19 protein-coding genes and 1 pseudogene are annotated in these 20483 nt (G+C 41.3%); 6 read left to right on the forward strand and 14 right to left on the reverse strand.

Features of this window, described 5'->3' with window-relative positions; genetic code table 11:
• Positions 1–273: 273 nt before the first annotated feature.
• The gene (locus tag LXF01_RS13515) at positions 274–735 is read left to right on the forward strand and encodes an Hsp20 family protein (protein WP_078192642.1); all 462 of its coding nucleotides are present in this window, start codon (positions 274–276) and stop codon (positions 733–735) included.
• 708 nt (positions 736–1443) lie between these two features.
• Here LXF01_RS13515 and infC read toward each other — a convergent pair.
• On the reverse strand, positions 1444–1992 hold the full coding sequence (gene infC, locus LXF01_RS13520; RefSeq protein ID WP_233945482.1) for a translation initiation factor IF-3: 549 nt from the start codon (positions 1990–1992) through the stop codon (positions 1444–1446).
• Between the two features lie 5 nt (positions 1993–1997).
• Positions 1998–3920 carry a threonine--tRNA ligase gene (thrS, locus tag LXF01_RS13525; protein WP_233944539.1) on the reverse strand — a complete coding sequence of 641 codons (1923 nt, stop codon included), beginning with the start codon at positions 3918–3920 and terminating at the stop codon, positions 1998–2000.
• A gap of 318 nt (positions 3921–4238) precedes the next feature.
• Between thrS and LXF01_RS13530 the strand changes: the two genes are divergently transcribed.
• Positions 4239–5858: a glutamate synthase-related protein gene (locus tag LXF01_RS13530; RefSeq protein ID WP_233944540.1), complete on the forward strand. Its 1620-nt coding sequence runs from the start codon at positions 4239–4241 to the stop codon at positions 5856–5858.
• Positions 5859–5924: 66 nt separating this feature from the next.
• Here LXF01_RS13530 and LXF01_RS13535 read toward each other — a convergent pair whose 3' ends face one another.
• A complete protein-coding gene (locus LXF01_RS13535; RefSeq protein ID WP_233944541.1) occupies positions 5925–7076 on the reverse strand; it encodes an alanine racemase in 1152 nt (383 codons plus the stop codon).
• A 57-nt stretch (positions 7077–7133) separates the two neighbouring features.
• Complete coding sequence (locus LXF01_RS13540) at positions 7134–8414, reverse strand: D-arabinono-1,4-lactone oxidase (protein ID WP_233945483.1); 1281 nt, start codon at positions 8412–8414, stop codon at positions 7134–7136.
• 536 nt (positions 8415–8950) lie between these two features.
• Between LXF01_RS13540 and LXF01_RS13545 the strand changes: the two genes are divergently transcribed.
• Positions 8951–10591, forward strand: coding sequence for an acyl-CoA synthetase (locus LXF01_RS13545; protein WP_111884733.1), 1641 nt, complete (start codon positions 8951–8953; stop codon positions 10589–10591).
• Positions 10592–10766: 175 nt separating this feature from the next.
• Here the strand turns inward: LXF01_RS13545 and yjgA are convergent, their stop codons facing one another.
• The 9 genes from yjgA to mazG all read right to left on the reverse strand — a co-directional run bounded on the left by yjgA (position 10767) and on the right by mazG (position 17440).
• On the reverse strand, positions 10767–11300 hold the full coding sequence (gene yjgA / locus LXF01_RS13550) for a ribosome biogenesis factor YjgA (protein WP_078189593.1): 534 nt from the start codon (positions 11298–11300) through the stop codon (positions 10767–10769).
• 2 nt (positions 11301–11302) lie between these two features.
• Entirely contained in the window at positions 11303–11572 is a 270-nt protein-coding gene (locus tag LXF01_RS13555; RefSeq protein WP_067763492.1) for an HPr family phosphocarrier protein, read from the reverse strand.
• Complete coding sequence (gene rapZ, locus LXF01_RS13560) at positions 11569–12420, reverse strand: RNase adapter RapZ (protein WP_180011688.1); 852 nt, start codon at positions 12418–12420, stop codon at positions 11569–11571. Before rapZ ends, LXF01_RS13555 begins: the two co-directional genes overlap by 4 nt.
• A gap of 22 nt (positions 12421–12442) precedes the next feature.
• A complete protein-coding gene (panC, locus tag LXF01_RS13565; protein ID WP_078192648.1) occupies positions 12443–13291 on the reverse strand; it encodes a pantoate--beta-alanine ligase in 849 nt (282 codons plus the stop codon).
• Between the two features lie 3 nt (positions 13292–13294).
• Positions 13295–14104 carry a 3-methyl-2-oxobutanoate hydroxymethyltransferase gene (panB, locus tag LXF01_RS13570; RefSeq protein ID WP_233944542.1) on the reverse strand — a complete coding sequence of 270 codons (810 nt, stop codon included), beginning with the start codon at positions 14102–14104 and terminating at the stop codon, positions 13295–13297.
• A gap of 46 nt (positions 14105–14150) precedes the next feature.
• Positions 14151–14636 carry a 2-amino-4-hydroxy-6-hydroxymethyldihydropteridine diphosphokinase gene (folK, locus tag LXF01_RS13575; protein ID WP_180135349.1) on the reverse strand — a complete coding sequence of 162 codons (486 nt, stop codon included), beginning with the start codon at positions 14634–14636 and terminating at the stop codon, positions 14151–14153.
• On the reverse strand, positions 14633–16102 hold the full coding sequence (pcnB, locus tag LXF01_RS13580) for a polynucleotide adenylyltransferase PcnB (RefSeq protein ID WP_233944543.1): 1470 nt from the start codon (positions 16100–16102) through the stop codon (positions 14633–14635). Before pcnB ends, folK begins: the two co-directional genes overlap by 4 nt.
• 134 nt (positions 16103–16236) lie before the next feature.
• The gene (locus LXF01_RS13585; RefSeq protein ID WP_442781344.1) at positions 16237–16668 is read right to left on the reverse strand and encodes a ComEA family DNA-binding protein; all 432 of its coding nucleotides are present in this window, start codon (positions 16666–16668) and stop codon (positions 16237–16239) included.
• Positions 16646–17440, reverse strand: coding sequence for a nucleoside triphosphate pyrophosphohydrolase (mazG, locus tag LXF01_RS13590; protein ID WP_233944545.1), 795 nt, complete (start codon positions 17438–17440; stop codon positions 16646–16648). The genes LXF01_RS13585 and mazG overlap by 23 nt, the downstream gene beginning before the upstream one ends.
• A gap of 104 nt (positions 17441–17544) precedes the next feature.
• Between mazG and LXF01_RS13595 the strand changes: the two are divergent.
• Both LXF01_RS13595 and LXF01_RS13600 read left to right on the forward strand, forming a co-directional pair.
• Positions 17545–18322 (forward strand): annotated as a pseudogene (locus tag LXF01_RS13595) (SDR family oxidoreductase).
• 165 nt (positions 18323–18487) lie between these two features.
• Positions 18488–18907 (forward strand): hypothetical protein, encoded by a 420-nt coding sequence (locus LXF01_RS13600; RefSeq protein ID WP_078192655.1) that lies wholly within the window; start codon positions 18488–18490, stop codon positions 18905–18907.
• An 86-nt stretch (positions 18908–18993) separates the two neighbouring features.
• Here the strand turns inward: LXF01_RS13600 and LXF01_RS13605 are convergent, their stop codons facing one another.
• A complete protein-coding gene (locus LXF01_RS13605; RefSeq protein WP_233944546.1) occupies positions 18994–19635 on the reverse strand; it encodes a 4'-phosphopantetheinyl transferase family protein in 642 nt (213 codons plus the stop codon).
• Between the two features lie 277 nt (positions 19636–19912).
• Here LXF01_RS13605 and LXF01_RS13610 point away from each other — a divergent pair, with 277 nt between their 5' ends.
• Positions 19913–20482: a hypothetical protein gene (locus LXF01_RS13610; RefSeq protein WP_233944547.1), complete on the forward strand. Its 570-nt coding sequence runs from the start codon at positions 19913–19915 to the stop codon at positions 20480–20482.
• The last annotated feature ends 1 nt before the right edge of the window (position 20483 follow it).

Raw genomic sequence — 20483 nt, forward strand, 5'->3', positions numbered from 1 at the left:
TTTATGTATAACATGTTTAATCCAGTGAAAGCTTGTCAGTTTTTCTGAAAAGTAACGTTAAAATGTGAATTATCACTTTGCTTTTAAAATCACTTAAGGTACAAAAATTCAAAAAATATAATTTTTTTATAAAAATCCCTTGAAAAAAATCAGCACAGACCGATATTGATACATGTACAAGGATCAAACGATCTTGTTAGTGAACAGTGGATGCCAAGCATCACTGAACATTTCTTATTGTTACAACTTTGCTTATTAAAGAGAGTTCTAATTATGAGTAGTTTAAATCTTAACCCACTTTTCCGTCGTAGCATTGGTTTTGATCGTTTCAACGATTTATTTGATTATGCCATGCAAAGCGACACACCAAATTACCCGCCATACAATATTGAAAAAACGGCTGAAAATAGCTATCGCATTGTGGTGGCAACCGCAGGTTTTACAGAAGATGAACTTTCGCTAAACTTAGAAAATCAAGTGCTAAGCATTTCAGGTAAACCAACTGAAGCGCAAGATACAACTGTGGAATTCCTGCATAAAGGCATTGCTCGTCGTACATTTAAACTGTCTTTACGCTTAGATGAACATATAGAAGTGCAACAAGCCCTATATGAAAATGGTTTATTGACAGTGGACTTACAGCGTATTATTCCTGAAGAAAAACTACCACGCCAAATTCCAATTGGCAAAAAGGCATTGATAGAAAGTCCTGTCCAAGAAAATATCGCTGAGTAAACCCTCATAAAAAAAAGACCCTTCGGGGTCTTTTTTATATTAAGAAAATTAGTTAGATTCAAAACATGACAAACAAGAATAAAAAATCATGCCATCTCAAGAATATAGTGTCTTGATTCCAATTTATATGTTTCGTTTTTTATCTATTCTCAACTTAATCTTACCCATAGGTGCTTTAGTAATTCTTTGGTGGTCTGGGTCACAGACCGGTCATACCCTATTTTTCAATTTTAGCTTATCTTGCAAAAAATAATCCTACTTTGTATTACTATCTATTTCTATGAAATGTACTTTGTTCTGATTGCTTTTATGACATGGAATATACGACCTAATATAACCAAGATAAAGATCTATTGGAGGGTACTGAAAATCCCCATCTCACTGCCGGTGTTATGTAAATAGATCTCACATAGTTAGCTCAATAAAAAGCTTTGCTCACTTCATACCTACATTAAAACTAAATTAAAGCATTTCAAAACGTCTGAATCGAAACAACGATTGAATATCAATTAAAATATAATCAAATTTGTCTTTCTTAAAGAAACTTACTTAATACCCTCAGACATAAGTTCGCATTCATGAATTTTGCTCTATTTTCCAATCAATACGCAGCAAAAATTATTGGTGCCCTTGAACATCATTGAGATTAAAAAAGCAAAATATAGGCAAAAAAAAGCACTGCAAATGCAGTGCTTTTTTAATGGATACTTACTTTTTCTTTTTAGGACCAAGCAGCATACCCATTTGACGGCCTTCCATTTTTGGTGTTTGTTCAACAACACCATAGTCAACCACGTCAGCTTCAATTTTTTGCAATTGAGCCAAACCTAACTGTTGGTGTGCCATTTCACGACCACGGAAACGAAGCGTGATTTTTACCTTATTGCCTTCTTCAAGGAACTTGATAATGGCACGTAGTTTAACGTTGTAGTCACCAACATCAGTACCAGGGCGTAGCTTGATTTCTTTCACCTGTACTTGATGTTGTTTTTTCTTCGCTTCTTTTTGCTTTTGTTTTAGATCAAACAAATGCTTGTTAAAATCCATGATTTTGCAGACTGGTGGCTCAGCATTAGCAACAATCTCAACAAGGTCAAGATCTACTGCTTCTGCAGCACGCAAAGCGTCAGCAATAGATACAATCCCTTTTTGCTCGCCATTTTCGTCTACTAGACGGACTTCTTTTGCACGAATTTCATCATTCAAGGCAGGACGGTTTGATTTTCCGCCCTGTTGATTACGGTCAGGCTGTTTAATCGCTTTTACTCCACAATGTACCGGCCGCGTTCGGCTACGGCTGCTTTTACTAGGTCAACGAATGCATCAATTGACATAGTACCCAAATTTTTTCCAGAGCGAGTACGGACGTTTACAGTACCTTCCTCAACTTCACGGTCCCCAAGAACCAATAAGTAAGGAATACGCTCTAAAGTACGTTCACGAATCTTAAAGCCGATTTTCTCATTTCTCAAGTCTGAAATCGCGCGGATACCGCTTTCTTTAAGTTTAGCGACGACTGACTCACATGCTTCAGCTTGTGAATCGGTAATGTTCATCACACATGCTTGAATTGGAGACAACCAAGGTGGCATGAAACCAGCATAGTGTTCAATAAGTATACCAATAAAACGCTCAAAACTGCCAAGAATTGCACGGTGCAACATTACAGGCTGATCACGGTCGTTATCTTCAGTTACATAAGACGCATCAAGGCGCTCTGGTAAGTTGAAGTCACATTGGATTGTACCGCATTGCCATACACGACCTAAGCAGTCTTTCAATGAAAATTCAATTTTTGGACCGTAGAATGCACCTTCACCCGGTTGAAGCTCCCATTCAAGACCCGCAGCATCTAAAGCATCCGCCAAAGATTTTTCTGCCATGTCCCAAAGTTTATCATCGCCCACACGTTTTTCTGGACGTGTCGACAATTTCATTTGCACTTCCTCAAAGCCAAAGTCTTTATACACATCTAAAGTCAGTTTAATAAAGTCTGCAACTTCAGTTCCGATTTGTTCTTTGGTACAGAAAATGTGCGCATCATCTTGAGTAAAACCACGTACACGCATAATACCATGCAATGAACCTGATGGCTCGTTACGGTGACATGAACCAAATTCTGCAAGACGTACAGGAAGATCACGGTAAGATTTTAAACCTTGGTTGAAAACTTGCACATGACATGGGCAGTTCATTGGCTTCACCGCATAGTTACGGTTTTCTGAATGCGTCGTAAACATGTTGTCTGCATAGTTGGCAGCATGTCCAGATTTTTCCCAAAGCGTAAAATCCACTACTTGTGGAGTGCGGATTTCTTCATAACCATTGTCTTGCTGCACTTTACGCATGTACTGTTCAAGCACTTGGTAAATCGTCCAGCCATTTGGATGCCAGAACACCATACCTGGCGCTTCTTCTTGCATATGGAACAAGTCTAAAGCTTTACCGATTTTACGGTGATCGCGCTTTTCAGCTTCTTCAATACGTTTGATATACGCAGCCAGCTGTTTCTTGTCTGACCAAGCTGTACCGTAGATACGTTGTAACTGTTCGTTTTTCGCATCACCGCGCCAGTAAGCACCCGAGATTTTAGTCAACTTGAACGATTTTAAGAATTTGGTATTTGGAACGTGCGGACCACGGCACATATCCAAATAGTCTTGATGGTAGTACAAGCCCATTTCAGTTTCGTCAGGCATGTCTTCAATCAGACGTAGTTTGTATTCTTCGCCACGTGCAGTGAACTCTTTAATCACTTCATCACGTGGCGTCATTTTTTTGATGACGTCATAATCTTGGTCGATGAGCTTTTTCATACGCTCTTCGATCGCTGCCATGTCATCTAAAGTGAATGGACGTGGCATCCAGATGTCATAGTAGAAACCTTCTTCAATGACCGGACCAATTACCATTTTTGCTTCTGGGAACAATTGCTTAACTGCATGACCCACTAAGTGTGCGCAAGAGTGACGAATGATGTGAATACCATCTTCATCTTTCGGCGTGATAATTTGCAGGCTGGCATCTGCTGTAATTAAATCAGACGCATCAACTAAACGATCGTTTACACGACCCGCAACTGTATTTTTTGCAAGACCAGGACCGATGCTTTGAGCAACTTCCATCACAGATACGGCATGATCAAATTGTTTTTGATCGCCATTTGGCAAAGTGATAATTGGCATAAAAAATCCTTAAGGAGTGATGCCCCGTACAATAGAGCATGTCACCGCGAGATTATGATCGAGGGAAACCCTCAAAAGATAAAAACGGTGGATAAATAAAATTCGACCTAAATTTTACACGCCCTGCCAACTTTAATAAACCTCTAATCCCATGGAAGTTGATTTTTCTACCGCCTTTTACAAGACTCCTGATAATTCAAGCAGATTTCAGCCGAAATGCGTTTTATGCTGTCAACATAATAATCACGTTCTAATTCATAAAATTATTCCGAATTTCGAACACCAATACCCACTGAAATCTTTATGTAGGCAGGTATCATGCAAGCACACTCACTTATATCTTGGTCTAGTTTAAAACCGCTCCAACCCGCTTATGCCCTCGCAGCCAATGTCGATCTTGTGGTCTTAAGGCTCGAAGATGATGATGCAGAACAAGTCGTAGTCATGTATGGTCGCTGTCAGCATCGCGGCGCACTCATGGCCGATGCCCATATTCAAGGAGATAAAATCGTCTGTGGGCTGCATGGTTCTCACTATATTTATAAAACTGGCATCAATCCACGTTATCTGAATAAAAATCTGCAAAAATTTAAAGCGTGGGTGGAAGGCGATCAGGTGTATGTCGATCTTGAAGAAATTCAAGCGTGGGAGAAAAGAAATCCTCAACAATATAAGCGTAATCAATACCAAGGCCTATATGCTGATTCCGCGCCCGCGCCAGAAGAACCACATAATAAATTGATCTTAGAACTCGCACGAAATGGCTTAAGTAAATTTGGACATCATGGTCCGACAGCGGCGATGGGCGTGCCTTTCAATCAACTCCCGAAATGGGAGGACATTCAACTGATCACCGCACAACTGTGGAAAATTCCATTATTAGATGATGCACCCGTAGCAACCGAAGTAGTGATTGGCCCAAATGCTAAAAAACCCTTAAAACTCAAAATCCCCCTGTTTGTGTCAGATATGAGTTTTGGTGCGTTATCTCAAGAAGCCAAAGTTGCCCTTGCAATAGGTGCTGAACTTGCAGGTACAGGCATTTGTTCAGGTGAAGGTGGAATGCTTGCTGAGGAACAAGCGGCCAATTCACGTTATTTTTATGAACTTGCATCGGGTCGTTTTGGCTATGACATCGAAAAAGTTAAAAAGTGCCAGGCCTTTCATTTTAAAGGCGGTCAAGCGGCAAAAACAGGTACGGGAGGACATCTGCCAGGCCATAAAGTGGTTGGAAAAATTGCTGAAGTGCGCAAATTACCAGAAGGCACCGCAGCCATTTCTCCTGCAACTTTCCCCGACTGGACTCATCTTTCACAATATCGTGAATTTGCAGAATATGTCCGAGCAGAAACCGGCGGCATCCCGATCGGCTATAAACTCTCCGCACAGCATATTGAACGTGATATTGACGCAGCACTCAGCATCGGTGTGGACTATATTATTTTAGATGGTCGTGGCGGTGGAACAGGTGCAGCCCCAACCTTATTCCGTGACAATATCTCTGTACCGACCATTCCTGCACTTGCACGAGCACGTCGTCATTTAGACCGTTTAGGACGGTCAGATATTAGTTTAGTGATCACAGGTGGACTTCGTGTACCCGCTGACTTTATTAAGGCACTCGCTTTAGGTGCAGATGCCATCGCGATTTCAAACTCTGCCATGCAAGCCATTGGCTGTTTAGCTATGCGTGCCTGTCAAAGCAATGATTGTTCTGTTGGCATCGCCACGCAACAAGATCATTTACGTCGTCGTTTAGAGATAGACAAATCGGCACAGCAACTGGCGAATTTTCTAAATGCATCCGTTGAACTGATGCAAGTCATGGCTCGTGCCTGCGGACATCATCATCTGAATCAATTCTGCAAAGATGACCTGACCACATGGAAAAAAGAAATGTCGAACCTCACGGGTATTAACTATGGCGGTTTTGAGTAAGCTTCAAATCGTGAGTTTTTTTCAAAACCATTGAGCCTAAATAAAAGAGTCCAAACGGGCTCTTTTTTATTCTCTGAAGGTCTCAAAGGCCATGAATTGATCGGCTTGGTACAACCAAAGCTGTGCAAATTGAGGGATGATCATTTCACTTTGTGCAGGACGTAAAAAAATATAATCATCTACGTCTATGCTGCTTGTCTGTGGAATTTGCACAAGTTCCTGATTACTACTGCGACCATATAACGCATGGGGCTGACTGCCTTGAGGATAAACATAGTCCCCTCGCCAATAGCCTCCATAAATAAATACAGCCTGATATTTTGCCCAACGACTGAGCCATTCTAACTGTGGTAATTCAGTCCGCGGCAACACTTTTAACACAGGTGTGGCGATCCACAAGGCACTTTGGAAAGCTTGTAAATTTTTCAGTTCAAAATCTGCAGGTTTTAATAACATCGAGCCAAACGAGACTTCGTTACAGACACTCTGCTGACAATGAAAACTAAAACTAGGACTACCACCACCATTCCAACAGGTGTGTTCATCACATAAGGTTGGGTAGCGCTGTTGTACATAAGCTTTGAATTGTTGATAACTTTGCTGGGACTGTTGATAAGTCTGTTCAGCAGATTGGATCAGCCGTGGAATCTTCGCCACATGTGCATCATAGCCCATTAATCCTGAAAATTTTAAATGTTGGGGATGTTGAACGATTAGATCCAAAACAGCCTTTAGCTCATGGATCGTTTTCAGGCCACCACGGTGTAGCCCCACATCGATTTCGATATTGATGCGTAGACACAGTTGATGCTGCTCAGCAAATTTGAGGTATTGGGCTAAACGCTGTTCACTATCAATCAGCCATTGCACTTGCGATTGCGTTGCCTGCAAAAACGCCTTGTCTGCATGGTTCAAAGCCTGAATCGGCATCGGTTTTCCAAACAACACATCGGCTTGCGGTATCGATTCGAAAAGTGTTTTTAGATGTGCAAAATGAAATAGCATGAAACGCTGTGTCTTGAGCTGTGTAGCACAGTGTTGAAGCAGAGCCATGCACGCCAAGGATTTCACCACCAAGCGCGGATGCAGACGCTCTGGCATTTGCTGCTGAGTGATCACCAAGTTGTGATTTAATGCATCAACATCCACGATTAACTGGGGCATCCCCGTACCATTTTGTTTTAACAGCGAATTCAACTTTTGAAAATATGCATCCATGCCATCCCCTTGTTCATATCGTTCAATTGGTCTTCAACGTTTAACGTTCCACGATGCTTATTCAATCAGTATTTGCTGTAGCTCTGGACTGAGCCACTTTTGCTTCGGATCTAATTCTTGTCGAATATTTAAAAAATCCTGCCACTTGGGGTACACATTTTGAAGCTGCCGCGCATTTAGGCTATGCAATTTCCCCCAATGCGGACGCCCGCCATATTTTAAAAAAATCGGCTCCACGAGCTTAAAGATGACTTGATAATCTTGCTTATAGAACTGATGCACCGAAATTGAGGCCGAATCTTGCTGATAAAACGGACTGAGCCAAATATCATCCCCACGTACAAGTCGATATTCTAGCGGAAAAAACATCGGAACCTTATGTCGTCGAAGGGTATGCAAAATTTCTTCTAAACAATTCATCCCGTGTTGCAGCGGAATCTGGTATTCCATCTCATTAAATTTGGTATTTCGAGCAGAAGGAAAAATTCGACTTGACCAGTCTACGTTCATCGAAGGTTTGACAAAAACACCCAATAATTTTTGTAGCCATGGATTCAGTGGTGGAAAAATTCGCGTCAATTCTGCACAAAATTTGAGTAATACGTCATCATCTAACCACTGTTCTTTCCGCGGTTGAAGGTCATCTTCTGTCACATCTAAGGTTTTTAAAATAACCTGATCGGCATGACTAAATGCCCAGAACTCAATATGTCGATGTTCATATTGCCATTGCTGCATATTTTGCATGACGTCTTTCAGCGGACATAATCGCGTTTGTTCTTTGAGTTTATACATCGGCCGATTTTGCAGCTGTACATGCGTCAGCACGCCTAAACTCCCGAGTGAAACACGCCCTGCTTGGAAAATTTCGTTGTTCTGTTCAGCACTGCATTGTATTAATTCATCCTGCGCGGTTAATAACTCAAAACCCGTAACCAATGCCGATAAACATGGTAATTCGAGTCCGGTACCATGTGTTCCTGTTGCGATAGCCCCAGCCAAACTTTGACGATCAATATCACCTTGATTAATCAGTGCCTGATCAAAAGACGCGAGCTTCTCCCCCAAATCAAATAATCGTGTGCCAGCTTGGACGGTACTTTGGCAGCGTTCAGCATCGATATCTAGAATGCCTTTGAGATGATCTAAACTTACTAAGGTATCTGTGGTTTTTACCAAAGGGCTAAATGAGTGCCCTGCGCCAACCAAGCGAATCTTAGGATGGGATTGCACCACATCCATTAATTGCTCAAGATTTTGCGGTTGTATAAATGACTTCGGGATCGACTTCTGAGCACCTGACCAATTTTCCCATGCAATGTCGTGTTGAATTGTCATATTCATCCTTGTCGCCATACTTTTTATTGTATTTAGCCGTATTGTTTTATTTTTGATTTCCGCTTTTGCAATGTTAATGCAAAAGCCATCTTGATTTTTTACTTAGATTATACGAAGTTTCGCATCTTCTCAAATTTAAGTTTATTGTTAAAAAACAGCAAATAAGCCACGATCAATTAAAGAAAATATCATTCGTTTATATCCCCACAAAGACTATTCAAGGCGCTCTACATTATTCGTTAAGCATCATTCAAACCGAATCAACAAAGAGGATCACACACGGAAATATCTGCCAAATTAGTATAAAAAACCAACAAACCCTGTATGTTTTTCAACTAAATTATTTATGCTAAAAAATCAATTTTGAGAACCACAGGGTTCATTTTCGTCACCTTATTGTTTTTTATTATGTTAAATTTCAATCGCTTAAAAATTTAGTGTAAATACTCGACTAAAGCATAAATGCAGAGAAGCTACGGACTGAATTATTGTTAAGTCAGATTTAAAACAAATAGACATGGACTTGGAGTACCACGATGGTTAGCGCATACGATGAATTGCCACGGACCCCGGCAAATTTTGTGGCACTTTCGCCTCTACGTTATTTAGAGCGTGCAGCTTATATTTATCCTGATCAGGATGCCATTATCCATGGCAATCGTCATATTTCATGGCGCCAAACATATAACCGCTGTCGTCAATTTGCACATCAGTTGCAACAATTAGGCATTGGCAAAAACGACACCGTGTCTGTGTTATTACCGAACGTTCCGGCTATGGTTGAAGCACACTTTGCCGTACCGATGGCGGGTGCTGTACTAAATACGCTAAATACACGCCTTGATGCGAAAACCATTGCCTTCATGCTGGAACATGCAGAAACCAAAGTCCTGTTGGTTGACCCTGAATTTGCTCAAGTTGCCACCGAAGCTTTGGCTTTGATCGATCAAGACATTTATGTCATTGATGTTGCAGATGCTGAATTTGAAGGCACAGCACAACCGATTGGACAAATCGAATTTGAAGACTGGTTGGCGCAAGGCGATGCCAACTTTGAATGGCACTTACCTCAAGATGAATGGGATGCGATTAGTTTAAGCTATACCTCGGGTACCACAGGGAATCCAAAAGGCGTGGTGTATCATCACCGCGGCGCATATATCAATGCAGCGAGTAACATCATTGCTTGCGGCATGACGCCACGTGCAACGTATCTGTGGACGCTTCCTCTATTCCACTGTAATGGCTGGTGCTTTGCTTGGACAATGGCAGCCAATGGTGGAACCAATATTTGTCTACGTAAAATCGACCCTGAACTGATTTTCAAACTGATCGCAGAACACAAAGTAGATTATTTCTGCGGTGCGCCAATCGTACTTTCAATGATGATCAATACGCCTGAAGAGAAAAAAGCACAATTTGACCATCGCGTTGAAGTGATGGTTGCTGGTGCAGCGCCACCTGCAGCGATTATTGAAGGGATGCGTAATATTGGCATCAATGTCACACATGTTTATGGTTTGACTGAAACCTATGGTCCATCAGCACTTTGCGCATCGCAAGCAGGCTGGTCTGATCTTTCCATTCAAGAACAAGCACAGTTGCATTCTCGCCAAGGTGTGCCATACCCGCTTCAAGATGGCATGAAAGTCATTGATCCTGAAACCATGTTACCTGTTCCACATGATGGCCAGACCATGGGTGAAATCATGTTCCGTGGCAACATCGTAATGAAAGGTTATTTGAAAAACCCAGAAGCAACGGCTGAAGCCTTTGCCGGTGGCTGGTTCCATACCGGCGACTTAGCAGTCTGCCAACCTGACGGTTATGCCAAAATTACTGACCGCTCTAAAGATGTGATCATTTCAGGGGGTGAAAACATTTCATCGCTCGAAGTAGAAGAAATTCTATATCAACACCCTGCTGTACTGACAGCTGCAGTAGTTGCAAAACCTGACCCTCGTTGGCAAGAAGTGCCTTGTGCCTTTATTGAATTAAAAGCAGGTAAAGAAGCAACGCCTGAAGAACTAATCGAATTCTGTAAGCAGCACCTTGCACGTTTCAAAGTACCTAAAGATGTAGTGATTACCGAAATTCCAAAAACCTCGACAGGTAAACTTCAGAAGTTCGTTCTCCGTGAATGGGCTAAAGAGCGCGCTGTTGGTGAATTTGGTTAATGTTAAAACTCAAAAGCCAAGCATGATTTTTTCAATCATTTAAGCAAAAAAAGCGACCTAATCAGGTCGCTTTTTTGATGTGAAGTCTATAACTTCACGTTTTGCTTCAATGATCAGATCATGTTGAATTCTCTGATCATTGAGCTATCTAAGTACTTGGCTATCTAATCATGCATTAGTTATCAGATAATAAAGCCACTTGTTGAATGTAGTTAAACAATTTCAACTTTGACGCAGTCAGTTCTTCTTCGCTTACATTTTTTGCTATATCACGTTGAATACGCAAAATATGCTGACGAATAGGATGATGTTCAGCAGCATTATGTGCTTTCATGAACTCTTTAATGACGGGATCACCTTGGGCAATCATACGTTCAGTCCAGCGTTGAAGCTGTGCTGTTTTTTTCGCACCTTGCTGCGGGGTTAAGTAAGATAAAATCATGGTTTCATCTTCATTACGCAGTAATTTACCTACACGTTGAAACTGACGGCGTCGTGCTTCATGTGAAGTAATTGTTTGTGCATCTAGTAGTGCTTCGATCAGACGCTCTTCAACAGGAAGATTTTTAATCTGTTTAGGATTCAGTTTTGCAAGTTCCTCGCCCAAAGCAGCCATACGTTGTACAGCTTTCTTTTGCTCAGTTTTACTTGCACGTCCTTCTAAGGATTCAAAGTCTTCTTCGGTATAGCGGTTCGGTCGACGTGCCACGTTTAATCTGCCTCGTAAAATTTTGCCGCAAACAGTGCTTGAATTTCAGATAAAGCTTTTTCTTCATCTGCACCTTCAATCACTAAGCGTAAAGTTGTGCCCTTGCCTGCGCCAAGCATCAGCAAAGACATAATATTTTTGGCATCTACTAATTTTCCACCCTTACCAATTTGAATCGACGAGCGAAATTTGGTCGTGACTTCGATTAGCTTGCCAGATGCACGCGCATGTAAACCCAGTTTATTAATTACGTCAACAGTTGTGTCGATCATGACCAGTGCTTCATTTCTCTATGTAGAACCTGAATAGACCATTTTGCCTCAAGTGCTTTTTTTAGTCTATCTACGATATATACCGAACGGTGTTGCCCACCTGTACAACCGATCGACACCGTCATGTAATGACGATGCCCTTCGGCAAATGCCGGCAGCCATTTATCCAAGAAATGATAAATATCTTGGAACATTTCATTGGTTTGTTCACTTTGCTGTAAAAATTGACGAACTGGCTCATCTAATCCTGAATACTTACGTAATTCCATATCCCAGTGCGGATTGGGCAAATGACGGACGTCAAAAACATAATCTGCATCGAGTGGAATACCATGCTTATAGCCAAAAGACTGTAAGATCAAAATTAAATTATCTGCCTGTCCAAGTTTAGACAGCAAGGTATGTTTTAAATCATGTACGCTCTTATCTGTAGTATCAATATGTACTGTCGAGCGTAATTGAATCGGCAACAGTAAAGATTTTTCTTCCTGTATGCACTCATTTAAACTTTTGAAACGACTTGCCAACGGATGGGGACGTCGAGATGAACTGAATCGCGCAATCAATTCCTGATCACGCGTGGTCAAATAAATAATATCGACTGAGCCATGGCGTTGTAGCTGTTGAAAAACCAAATCGAACTCTTGTAAATCTGCACGTGTACTGCGGACATCCACACCCAGTGCCAATTGTTCAAGATTATTTTCTGAATCAAGTTTTTCAACAATTTCGGGGAGTAAGGCCAATGGCAAATTATCGATACAGTAATAGCCCAAATCCTCAAGTATCTGTAATGCAGATGACTTTCCAGATCCAGATTGTCCTGTAACAATTAAAATGCGCTTCATCGCTTGCTACCCCATAGCCGTTTTAAACTGCAGTATATTTAACCTGCATATTATCAATAAGACGTGTTGCGCCTAATTTAGCCGCAATAAACAACACCACGTCTTGATCAAATTCTTCAATTTTCTGTAATTCAGGTGTACGTGCTTCAACATAGTCCACAACAAAACCCGCCGCTGTCAATGTTGCTTTAATATTCGCTAACACATCTGCAAGCTGAGTTCCAGCATGTAATTCTGCCTCAGCCGTTTTCAAGCTTTGGTAAATCGTTGGTGCAATCGCACGATTTTCCGCACTTAAATAACCATTGCGTGAACTCAATGCCAAACCATCTTCAGCACGAGTAATCGGCACACCAATCACTTCTAGTGGAATATTTAAGTCACGTACAAACTGACGAATCACTGCAAGTTGCTGGTAATCTTTTTGCCCAAAGAATGCAAAATTCGGTTGAACAATATTAAAGAGTTTTGTCACAACAACAGCAACACCGTCAAAATGACCCGGACGCTGTTCGCCACACAAATCATTGGTAATGCCGCCCACGCTAATATTGGTTAAGCGCGGTTTGTTGCCATACATTTGTTCAACAGTCGGTGCAAACACGATGTCACAACCCACTTCAGCCAATAAGTGCTGATCTTGTTCCAAAGTACGTGGATAGTTGTCAAAGTCTTCATTTGGACCAAACTGAATTGGGTTAACGAAAATACTCACCACCACGACATCACACAGTTTACGTGCTTCACGAACTAAATTAAGGTGACCTTCATGCAAGTTCCCCATCGTTGGTACAAAACCAATGATTTTGCGCGCAGCACGTGCTGGATTTAGCGATGCACTTAAACCTTGAATCGTTGTTTCAGTTTTCATGTCTTACAGCTCAATTTGGAATGTATGTTCTTTGGCAGGGAAGCTACCATCTAGTACGGCAGTATGATACGCCTTAAACGCATCCACAATTGCTGTTTCCCCTGCTTGCTCTTTCATAAAGTTGCGAACAAATTTCGCCACGTGACTAAACGTCAGTCCCAACATATCTTGTTGAACCAAGACTTGAGCATCCGTATCTGCACCGGCACCGATCCCAATCACAGGTGTATTTGGGAATAATTCACTAATTTCTTTACCCACTTGGGCAGGAACACATTCCAAAAGTAAAAGTGCTGCACCTGCATCAACCACAGCTTTACAATCTGCAATGAGTTGATCCGCGGTTTCGCGTGTACGTGCTTGCACTTTATAACCGCCAAACACATGAACCGATTGCGGAGTTAACCCTAAATGCACACACACTGGAATACCATTACGGGTCAATACTTCAACTGTTTCTGACAACCATGCACCACCTTCCAATTTGACCATCTGTGCGCCTGCTTGCATCACGGTCTTTGAGTTCACCAAAGCGTCATTCAAAGTGGCATAGGTCATAAATGGCAAATCAGTCAAAATAAACGCATGTTTATTGCCACGACGCACTGCAGCAGTGTGATATACCATATCTTCAACAGTGACAGGCAAAGTTGAGTCATTCCCTTGAATGGTCATCCCCAATGAATCACCAATCAGAATACTATCGACTTCAGCAACTTCCATTGCTTTTGCCATGCTCGCATCATAGCAAGTCAGGCAGGAGAATTTGCGGCCTTCCGCTTTAAATTTTTTCAAGTCACTTAGACTAATCATTTCAATATTCCTCAGATGACGGCTTTCTCAAGTGGTCATACAAAAATTAAAGATGGGCCCAGTTTCCTGCATCCAATACAGTTAAATTTGGATTATTCAAAATAGGTAAATCTTTTAATGGTTGTCCTTTAATATGTAGATTCTCATCTAAATCCAACAAAGGCTTCAACACAAAATCACGTTCTAAAACACCAACATGAGGCACCGTCAAACGTTCATTTTGAATGTGCTGTTCACCATAAATCAGTAAATCTAAATCCAGTGTACGCTCCCCCCAATGACGTAGGCGTACACGCCCCGACTCTTGTTCAAAGCGTTGCAATTCATCCAACAAGGCCAAAGGTGCTAGATCAGTTTCTAATGCAACCGCTGCATTTAAATAATTCGGCTGATCTTGTGGCCCCATTGGCGGGCTTTGATACAGTTTTGAGACTTTCACTTTTCCGAGTGTTGCAAGTTTATGCACCGCTTCACTAAGGATCTGTAGAGAATCACCTAAATTACTGCCTAAACCAATATATGTCAGCGTCATTGTGTTGGCCCAAAAATAACCTGAGTCAAATCTCGTTTCACACGTTTACGTTTTAAAATCGGATGATCTGCACCGATTTCACCACTGGCTGACGCTGCAACGATTGACACTGTCTCTAGACTATTGGCATGTGATTTAAGCTTACGTTGACGGCGACTTCTGCTTTCTGGTTCATTCACCAGCGGTTCAATTTCAACTTGCTGATGAGTAGAAGTTTTGGCTTCCACATCTTCATGCGCCGCTTTACGACGACTCTTGGCACGCTGACGATTGTATTGGCTAATTGCTCGTTCTTTTTCGTCAGTGCTCATCTGCTGATAAGCATCCCACCACTGGCCCATACCTTGCGTGCTTGTATCGCCCGATTTTTCACGCAGAAGCAAGAAGTCAAAGCCTGCACGGAAACGCGCATGACCTGATAGTGCTTCAATTTGCTGTGGTTTTGGATTCAGCAAACGGGTTTGCATTTCCCAAACTTCACGAATAAATGTTTCGGCAAAGCGTGGAATAATGGTTCGTGTAGCCTGACGTTTCAATACATCTAAACCAGCTTGAGCACGTGCTTCAGCAGGAACTACACCTTTGTTTAGATAGAACGTACAACGTTCTTGGAACGGAATCCACAATAACACGGCATAGAAAAATGCAGGGTTAATGGTTTTCCCAATCGAAATACGTTGATCGGTATTTTTTGCAGCCAACTCAATAAATGGCGTTACAACCGGTTTGATATCTGCAAATAATTGATACCAAATACCAAAATCGATCAGCATCGGTAAGACGCGATTGAGATGCCCCATGGTAAAAAGCTTTTGTGACTCATCGTATAAACGATGTGGAGACACATCACGCAGCAATTGAGTAAGTTCTGGAGTAAAGACATCCAGAATTTTTTGATCAATATTAAAGTTTAATTTGGCTGCAAAACGTAAAGTCCGAAGCATCCGCACAGGATCTTCTTCAAAACGGAGTTGTGGATCACCCAATAAACGCAACGTTTTATGTTTTATGTCATCTACTGCATGACAAAAATCTAACACTTCGCCTTTGCGTGGTTGGTAATACATCGCATTGATCGAGAAGTCACGGCGTGCAAAGTCTTGCTCAATCGTACCCCAATTATTATCACGTAAAATCATGCCCGCAGCAGAAGTCACGGCTTTTTTAGGCGGCGCACGGAAGGTCGCAACTTCGATCAGTTCACGTCCTGAGTAGACATGCGCCAGCTCAAAACGACGACCAATAATTCGGCAACGTCGCCCGAAGACCTCTTTCACCTGAGCTGGTGTCGCATTAGTTACGGCATCAAAATCTTTAGGTGCATGACCCAACATTAGGTCGCGGACACTGCCACCCACGATATAAGCTTCATAGCCTGCCTTAGTTAAGGCATCAATCACATCTAAAATGGAAGAAGGTAATTGTGTGGTTGATAAACCACATTTGGACGCGCGCAAAGTTTGCAAAAGACGCTGTCTCCTACGTCTGAACGTAAAATTCTTAAGATGTCGCTAATGATATCTCTAACACAATCAAAGGGCAATTTGATTATCTCGATGCTCAAGCTGAGCTTAACCTAATTCTTTTTTTTACACTTCACTTAAAGTGCCAATTTTGCTTTATTTTTAGCAAACAGCGCAGGACCGATTCCCTTAACCTGTTGAATATCATCAATGCTTTTAAATAAGCCATTACTTTTGCGATATTGCACAATGGCTTCTGCTTTTTTCTGACCAATTCCATGCAATGTCTGCAGTTCATCGACTGAGGCTGTATTTAAACGTACCTGATCTGTTCGACTATTTTGTTGGGTGCTGGGTCGTGACAAATAATAGTTGGCATTGCTGGATGCAGTTGTCACATTAGACTTAGGAGCCTCAGATTGCTTTTTTAATTGTTGATCTTTGGCTTGCTGTAAAGCTTTCCATTCCGCGTAACCCGAAGGGTTTCGAGCATAAGTCAAATCTGCCATTAAACCCAAAACCAAGACAAGTAATTGTGTAGAGTATTTATTCTTTAGGATGTGGTACATATTCAGCCTGTTGTTTTAATTGTTGTTTTGCCTGTTCCCACAACTGATCCATCTCAGTTAAGGACAAGTCTTCTACATGTTTTTGTAGTAATGTGGCCTGTGCTTCAATATAAGCAAAGCGGCTTCTAAATTTATGAATGGTACTTAAAAGTGCCATCTCACTTGAGATGCCAATCTTACGTCCAACATTCACCAGAGAAAATAAGCAATCACCAAATTCATCAAATATTTCGTCGGATTTTTTGCCTGCCAAGGCCTCTTTTAACTCCCCTAGCTCTTCCTCAAGTTTGCCATAAGCCCCTTCAATATCTGGAAAATCAAAGCCAATTTTCGCCACATTTTTTTGGATTTCATCTGCTTGGCTTAATGCAGGTGCATGTTTAACTTCATCTAATCTTGATGCTGATTTCCCTGCTTTTTCTTGTTGTTTAATCTGTTTCCATAGTATTGCCACATCATCCGCATTGAGTGCTGAGAATTGCTCTGCCTGAAATACATGGGGATGACGGCGAATTAATTTATCTGTAATCGCTTGCACCACATCTTGAAAATCAAATGCGCCTTGTTCGCTATACATCTGCGACTGAAATACCACTTGCAGCAACAAATCCCCCAGTTCATCTCGTACATCATCACTCTGACCTGAACGAACTGCCGCTTCAACTTCATAGGCTTCTTCGATGGCATAACGAGTCAAACTTTCTGGGGTTTGCTTTTGATCCCATGGACATTTTTCACGTAATTCTTTCATCACTGCTAATAATTGTTCCATGTGAACTCCAGCTATTTACTCATCAGTACATTGTTTCGATTACAGAATTTGATATGCTCAAAATTCACTCAAGGAATGAGCAACTCAATTCAGGGAAGCATAACATGCAAAGTATTTTTATTAGCGGTGCAGGACAAGGGATTGGCGCAGCAATTGCACGACTGTTCATACAACAAGGATATAAAGTTGGGCTCTACGACATTAACCAATCTCAAGTTACCTCCTTAGCTGCCGAACTCGGTAGCCATGCCAAAGCTGGGCTTTTAGATGTGACACAACCAGAGCAATGGCAAAGCGCTTTAGCTGAATTTGTTGCTTGGGCAGGTCAGTTGAATATCTTAGTCAATAATGCCGGAATTCTGTATTCAGGCAGCTTTGAACATACGGAATTGTCTGCACACCACCGAACGATTGATATCAATGTCAAAGGGGTGGTAAACGGTTGCTATGCGGCATTCCCCTATTTACAACAAAGCAATTTTGCTCGTGTGATTAACCTCTCTTCGGCTTCAGCTATTTATGGACAAGCAGATTTAGCCAGCTATGCCACATCTAAATTTGCTGTACGTGGGCTCACTGAAAGCTTGGATATTGAATGGCAAAAATACAATATTCGCGTTTTAGATGTAATGCCTTTATTTGTTCAAACCGCGATGGTGCAAGACATGGATGCACAAAGTATTAAGAAAATGGGCATCAATCTTCAACCGAGCGATGTTGCTCAGCAAATTTATGCCTTGGTACAAAAAAAAGGATACCGTCTTAATGGCCACACATACACCTGTGGGAATGAAAGCTAAATTTTTATTTAATTTATCGAAGTTTAGCCCGCAATTTGTCAACCGCTTAAGTAATATTTGGATTGCACAAAAACCCAAATAGTAACGTGTTACTAATCATTTAATTTTGCAATCATATTTGTACGCAAATTACACAAAGTTACACAATTGTCACATTTTAACAGGACAAAATTCTTTTTTTTGAATAATATTCACCCGCCCATTACTTTCGGGCGTTTATTTTCTAACAATAAAAGTGAATTATTTCATGAAAAAATTACTTGTTCTTGCAACTGTTACTTCTATTTCAATTTCTGCTTTTGCTACAACTCAATTCGCATCTTCAGAATTAAAAGCGATGGATTGTGCAACTCTTGCTGTTGAAAAAGCGAATGCTAAGCGCTCTTTAGAAGCTGCTGACAAAAACATTGCAAACATCCAAGCATCTGCTCAAGCGCCAGGCAAATCATTGAGCAAATTTGCTGGTTTAGCGGGTGGCGCTCTTGCTGCTTTCGGTGGTAACTCTGAAAAAGCTGCTCGTGCAGGCAACATTGCAAACAGCTTGGCTGGTGAGCAAGATACTTCTGATGCAGGCAACCTTGAACTTCAACAAGCGAACAAATCAGCTGCTCAAGCAAACATCGACAACATTGGTATCTATCAAGGTTCTAAAAAATGCAAAATCTAATCTAAAGCCAGTTTAGATTGATTTAAAAAAAGCCCTGTTCAGCCAGAACAGGGCTTTTTTCATGGTGATTTATATGTCATACCGATTTATAAGACACTCAACTCAATTTTCGGTAAATGAAAGCCTCGGCAAGATTGTTCACTTTGCCATGCCACCGTCAACATGACATGCGGCAGTTGAATATTCTGATAAGCAAAAGTGCCAATTGCGGGATGGCTACACATCCCACCATTCTGCTCAGGATGACACTGTGTATTCAGTTCATTCAGGTTCACTCGAATCCCTAAACCTGACGCTTTAAGTACCGCCTCTTTGGTGGTCCAAACTTTAAACCAAAAATCAGGATCATGCTCAAAGTTCTCCCAATTGAGCAATTCTTCGGGATGAAAGCTATGTTGAGCCATCGCATCAAAACGAACTTTTCGATTTAAATCTTCAATATCCACACCAATATTGGTGATTTTTTCACTGCTGGCCAAAACATAATGCTGCTGGCTATGACTATGATTAAAATGAAAGTGTGGAAAATCAGGAAGAAAAGGCTTACCAAATGCAGACTTTGAAAAATCTGAATTTTCAACTGATCTATTAAGCCGCTGCGCAAGTAATTGATTGCGATATTGGTAAATGGCTTGTTTACGCACGGCAATTACCTCTTGACGACTCAAGCCATGCGGCTCCACAAAGAAGTCAGTAATTGCACTATATTCAAGCTGAATTTTCGCCATAAGTTATTGATCCAATATCTTTTACACTACGTCCATGACGCTATATTTTATGCGACACTCCGACACAAAATACACCACAATACAGATGAGCGCATCGGTCCTTTGACTCGTCGAGATTTTAAAACTCAGTTTAAAAATATTTCAAACCCCTTAAGAAATACTTAATATTATAAATATATTCAAATACTTAAGTATAATAAATATTTCAAATACATCTTTAATTAGATAAAATACTCTAGATTCTTATAACTTTAATTTAAAACTCGGGGTAAACCAGATGCTAAGAAAAATCACGTTAATCAGTTCACTTTGTGTCCTACCATGTTTCGCTCAAGCAGGCTTATTGGATGCAGCTGTTGCAGTAATGGGTGCCAAAAATGGCGCGATTATGGACCAAGCTGAAGCGCGTATGAATCAAAGCCGTCAAGAAGCTGCCAATGCTGTAGCTCAAGCAGACCGTGGCTATGCCTCAAATTTCAATCAAGCCAACCAAACCAACAATAGTGTTTATAGCACCAGTTATTTAAAAACCTTAGATTGCACTGATCTGAGCGTTGAGCGTAAGACCTTTGAACGTACATTGGAAGCATCTCAACTGGCATTAAGCCAAGCGTCAGCACAGCAAAATAATCAAGTTTCAAAATGGGCTGGTCTTGCTGGCAACGCGCTATCCGCATTTTCAGGTCAATCTGAAACAGCCGCGCGTATGGGACAATTTGCGACAGCTTTTTCTGGCAATAAAAATACACAAAAGGATAGCAGCAGCGCACAGCAAGCCATGGAAATTGCTCAAGCTAACCTGGATAATATTGATATTTACCGCCAAGCTAAAAAGTGTAAAAACTAAT

The organism is Acinetobacter sp. SH20PTE14 (genome assembly GCF_021391555.1).
Classification (GTDB): Bacteria; Pseudomonadota; Gammaproteobacteria; order Pseudomonadales; family Moraxellaceae; genus Acinetobacter; species Acinetobacter amyesii.

Excerpts from the sequence above, each read along its gene's own strand:
- LXF01_RS13515 (WP_078192642.1), top strand. The coding sequence starts at position 274 with ATGAGTAGTTTAAATCTTAACCCACTTTTCCGTCGTAGCATTGGTTTT.
- thrS (WP_233944539.1), bottom strand. The coding sequence starts at position 3,920 with ATGCCAATTATCACTTTGCCAAATGGCGATCAAAAACAATTTGATCAT.
- LXF01_RS13530 (WP_233944540.1), top strand. The coding sequence starts at position 4,239 with ATGCAAGCACACTCACTTATATCTTGGTCTAGTTTAAAACCGCTCCAA.
- LXF01_RS13535 (WP_233944541.1), bottom strand. The coding sequence starts at position 7,076 with ATGGATGCATATTTTCAAAAGTTGAATTCGCTGTTAAAACAAAATGGT.
- LXF01_RS13540 (WP_233945483.1), bottom strand. The coding sequence starts at position 8,414 with ATGACAATTCAACACGACATTGCATGGGAAAATTGGTCAGGTGCTCAG.
- LXF01_RS13545 (WP_111884733.1), top strand. The coding sequence starts at position 8,951 with ATGGTTAGCGCATACGATGAATTGCCACGGACCCCGGCAAATTTTGTG.
- LXF01_RS13555 (WP_067763492.1), bottom strand. The coding sequence starts at position 11,572 with ATGATCGACACAACTGTTGACGTAATTAATAAACTGGGTTTACATGCG.
- rapZ (WP_180011688.1), bottom strand. The coding sequence starts at position 12,420 with ATGAAGCGCATTTTAATTGTTACAGGACAATCTGGATCTGGAAAGTCA.
- panC (WP_078192648.1), bottom strand. The coding sequence starts at position 13,291 with ATGAAAACTGAAACAACGATTCAAGGTTTAAGTGCATCGCTAAATCCA.
- panB (WP_233944542.1), bottom strand. The coding sequence starts at position 14,104 with ATGATTAGTCTAAGTGACTTGAAAAAATTTAAAGCGGAAGGCCGCAAA.
- folK (WP_180135349.1), bottom strand. The coding sequence starts at position 14,636 with ATGACGCTGACATATATTGGTTTAGGCAGTAATTTAGGTGATTCTCTA.
- LXF01_RS13585 (WP_442781344.1), bottom strand. The coding sequence starts at position 16,668 with ATGTACCACATCCTAAAGAATAAATACTCTACACAATTACTTGTCTTG.
- mazG (WP_233944545.1), bottom strand. The coding sequence starts at position 17,440 with ATGGAACAATTATTAGCAGTGATGAAAGAATTACGTGAAAAATGTCCA.
- LXF01_RS13600 (WP_078192655.1), top strand. The coding sequence starts at position 18,488 with ATGAAAAAATTACTTGTTCTTGCAACTGTTACTTCTATTTCAATTTCT.
- LXF01_RS13605 (WP_233944546.1), bottom strand. The coding sequence starts at position 19,635 with ATGGCGAAAATTCAGCTTGAATATAGTGCAATTACTGACTTCTTTGTG.
- LXF01_RS13610 (WP_233944547.1), top strand. The coding sequence starts at position 19,913 with ATGCTAAGAAAAATCACGTTAATCAGTTCACTTTGTGTCCTACCATGT.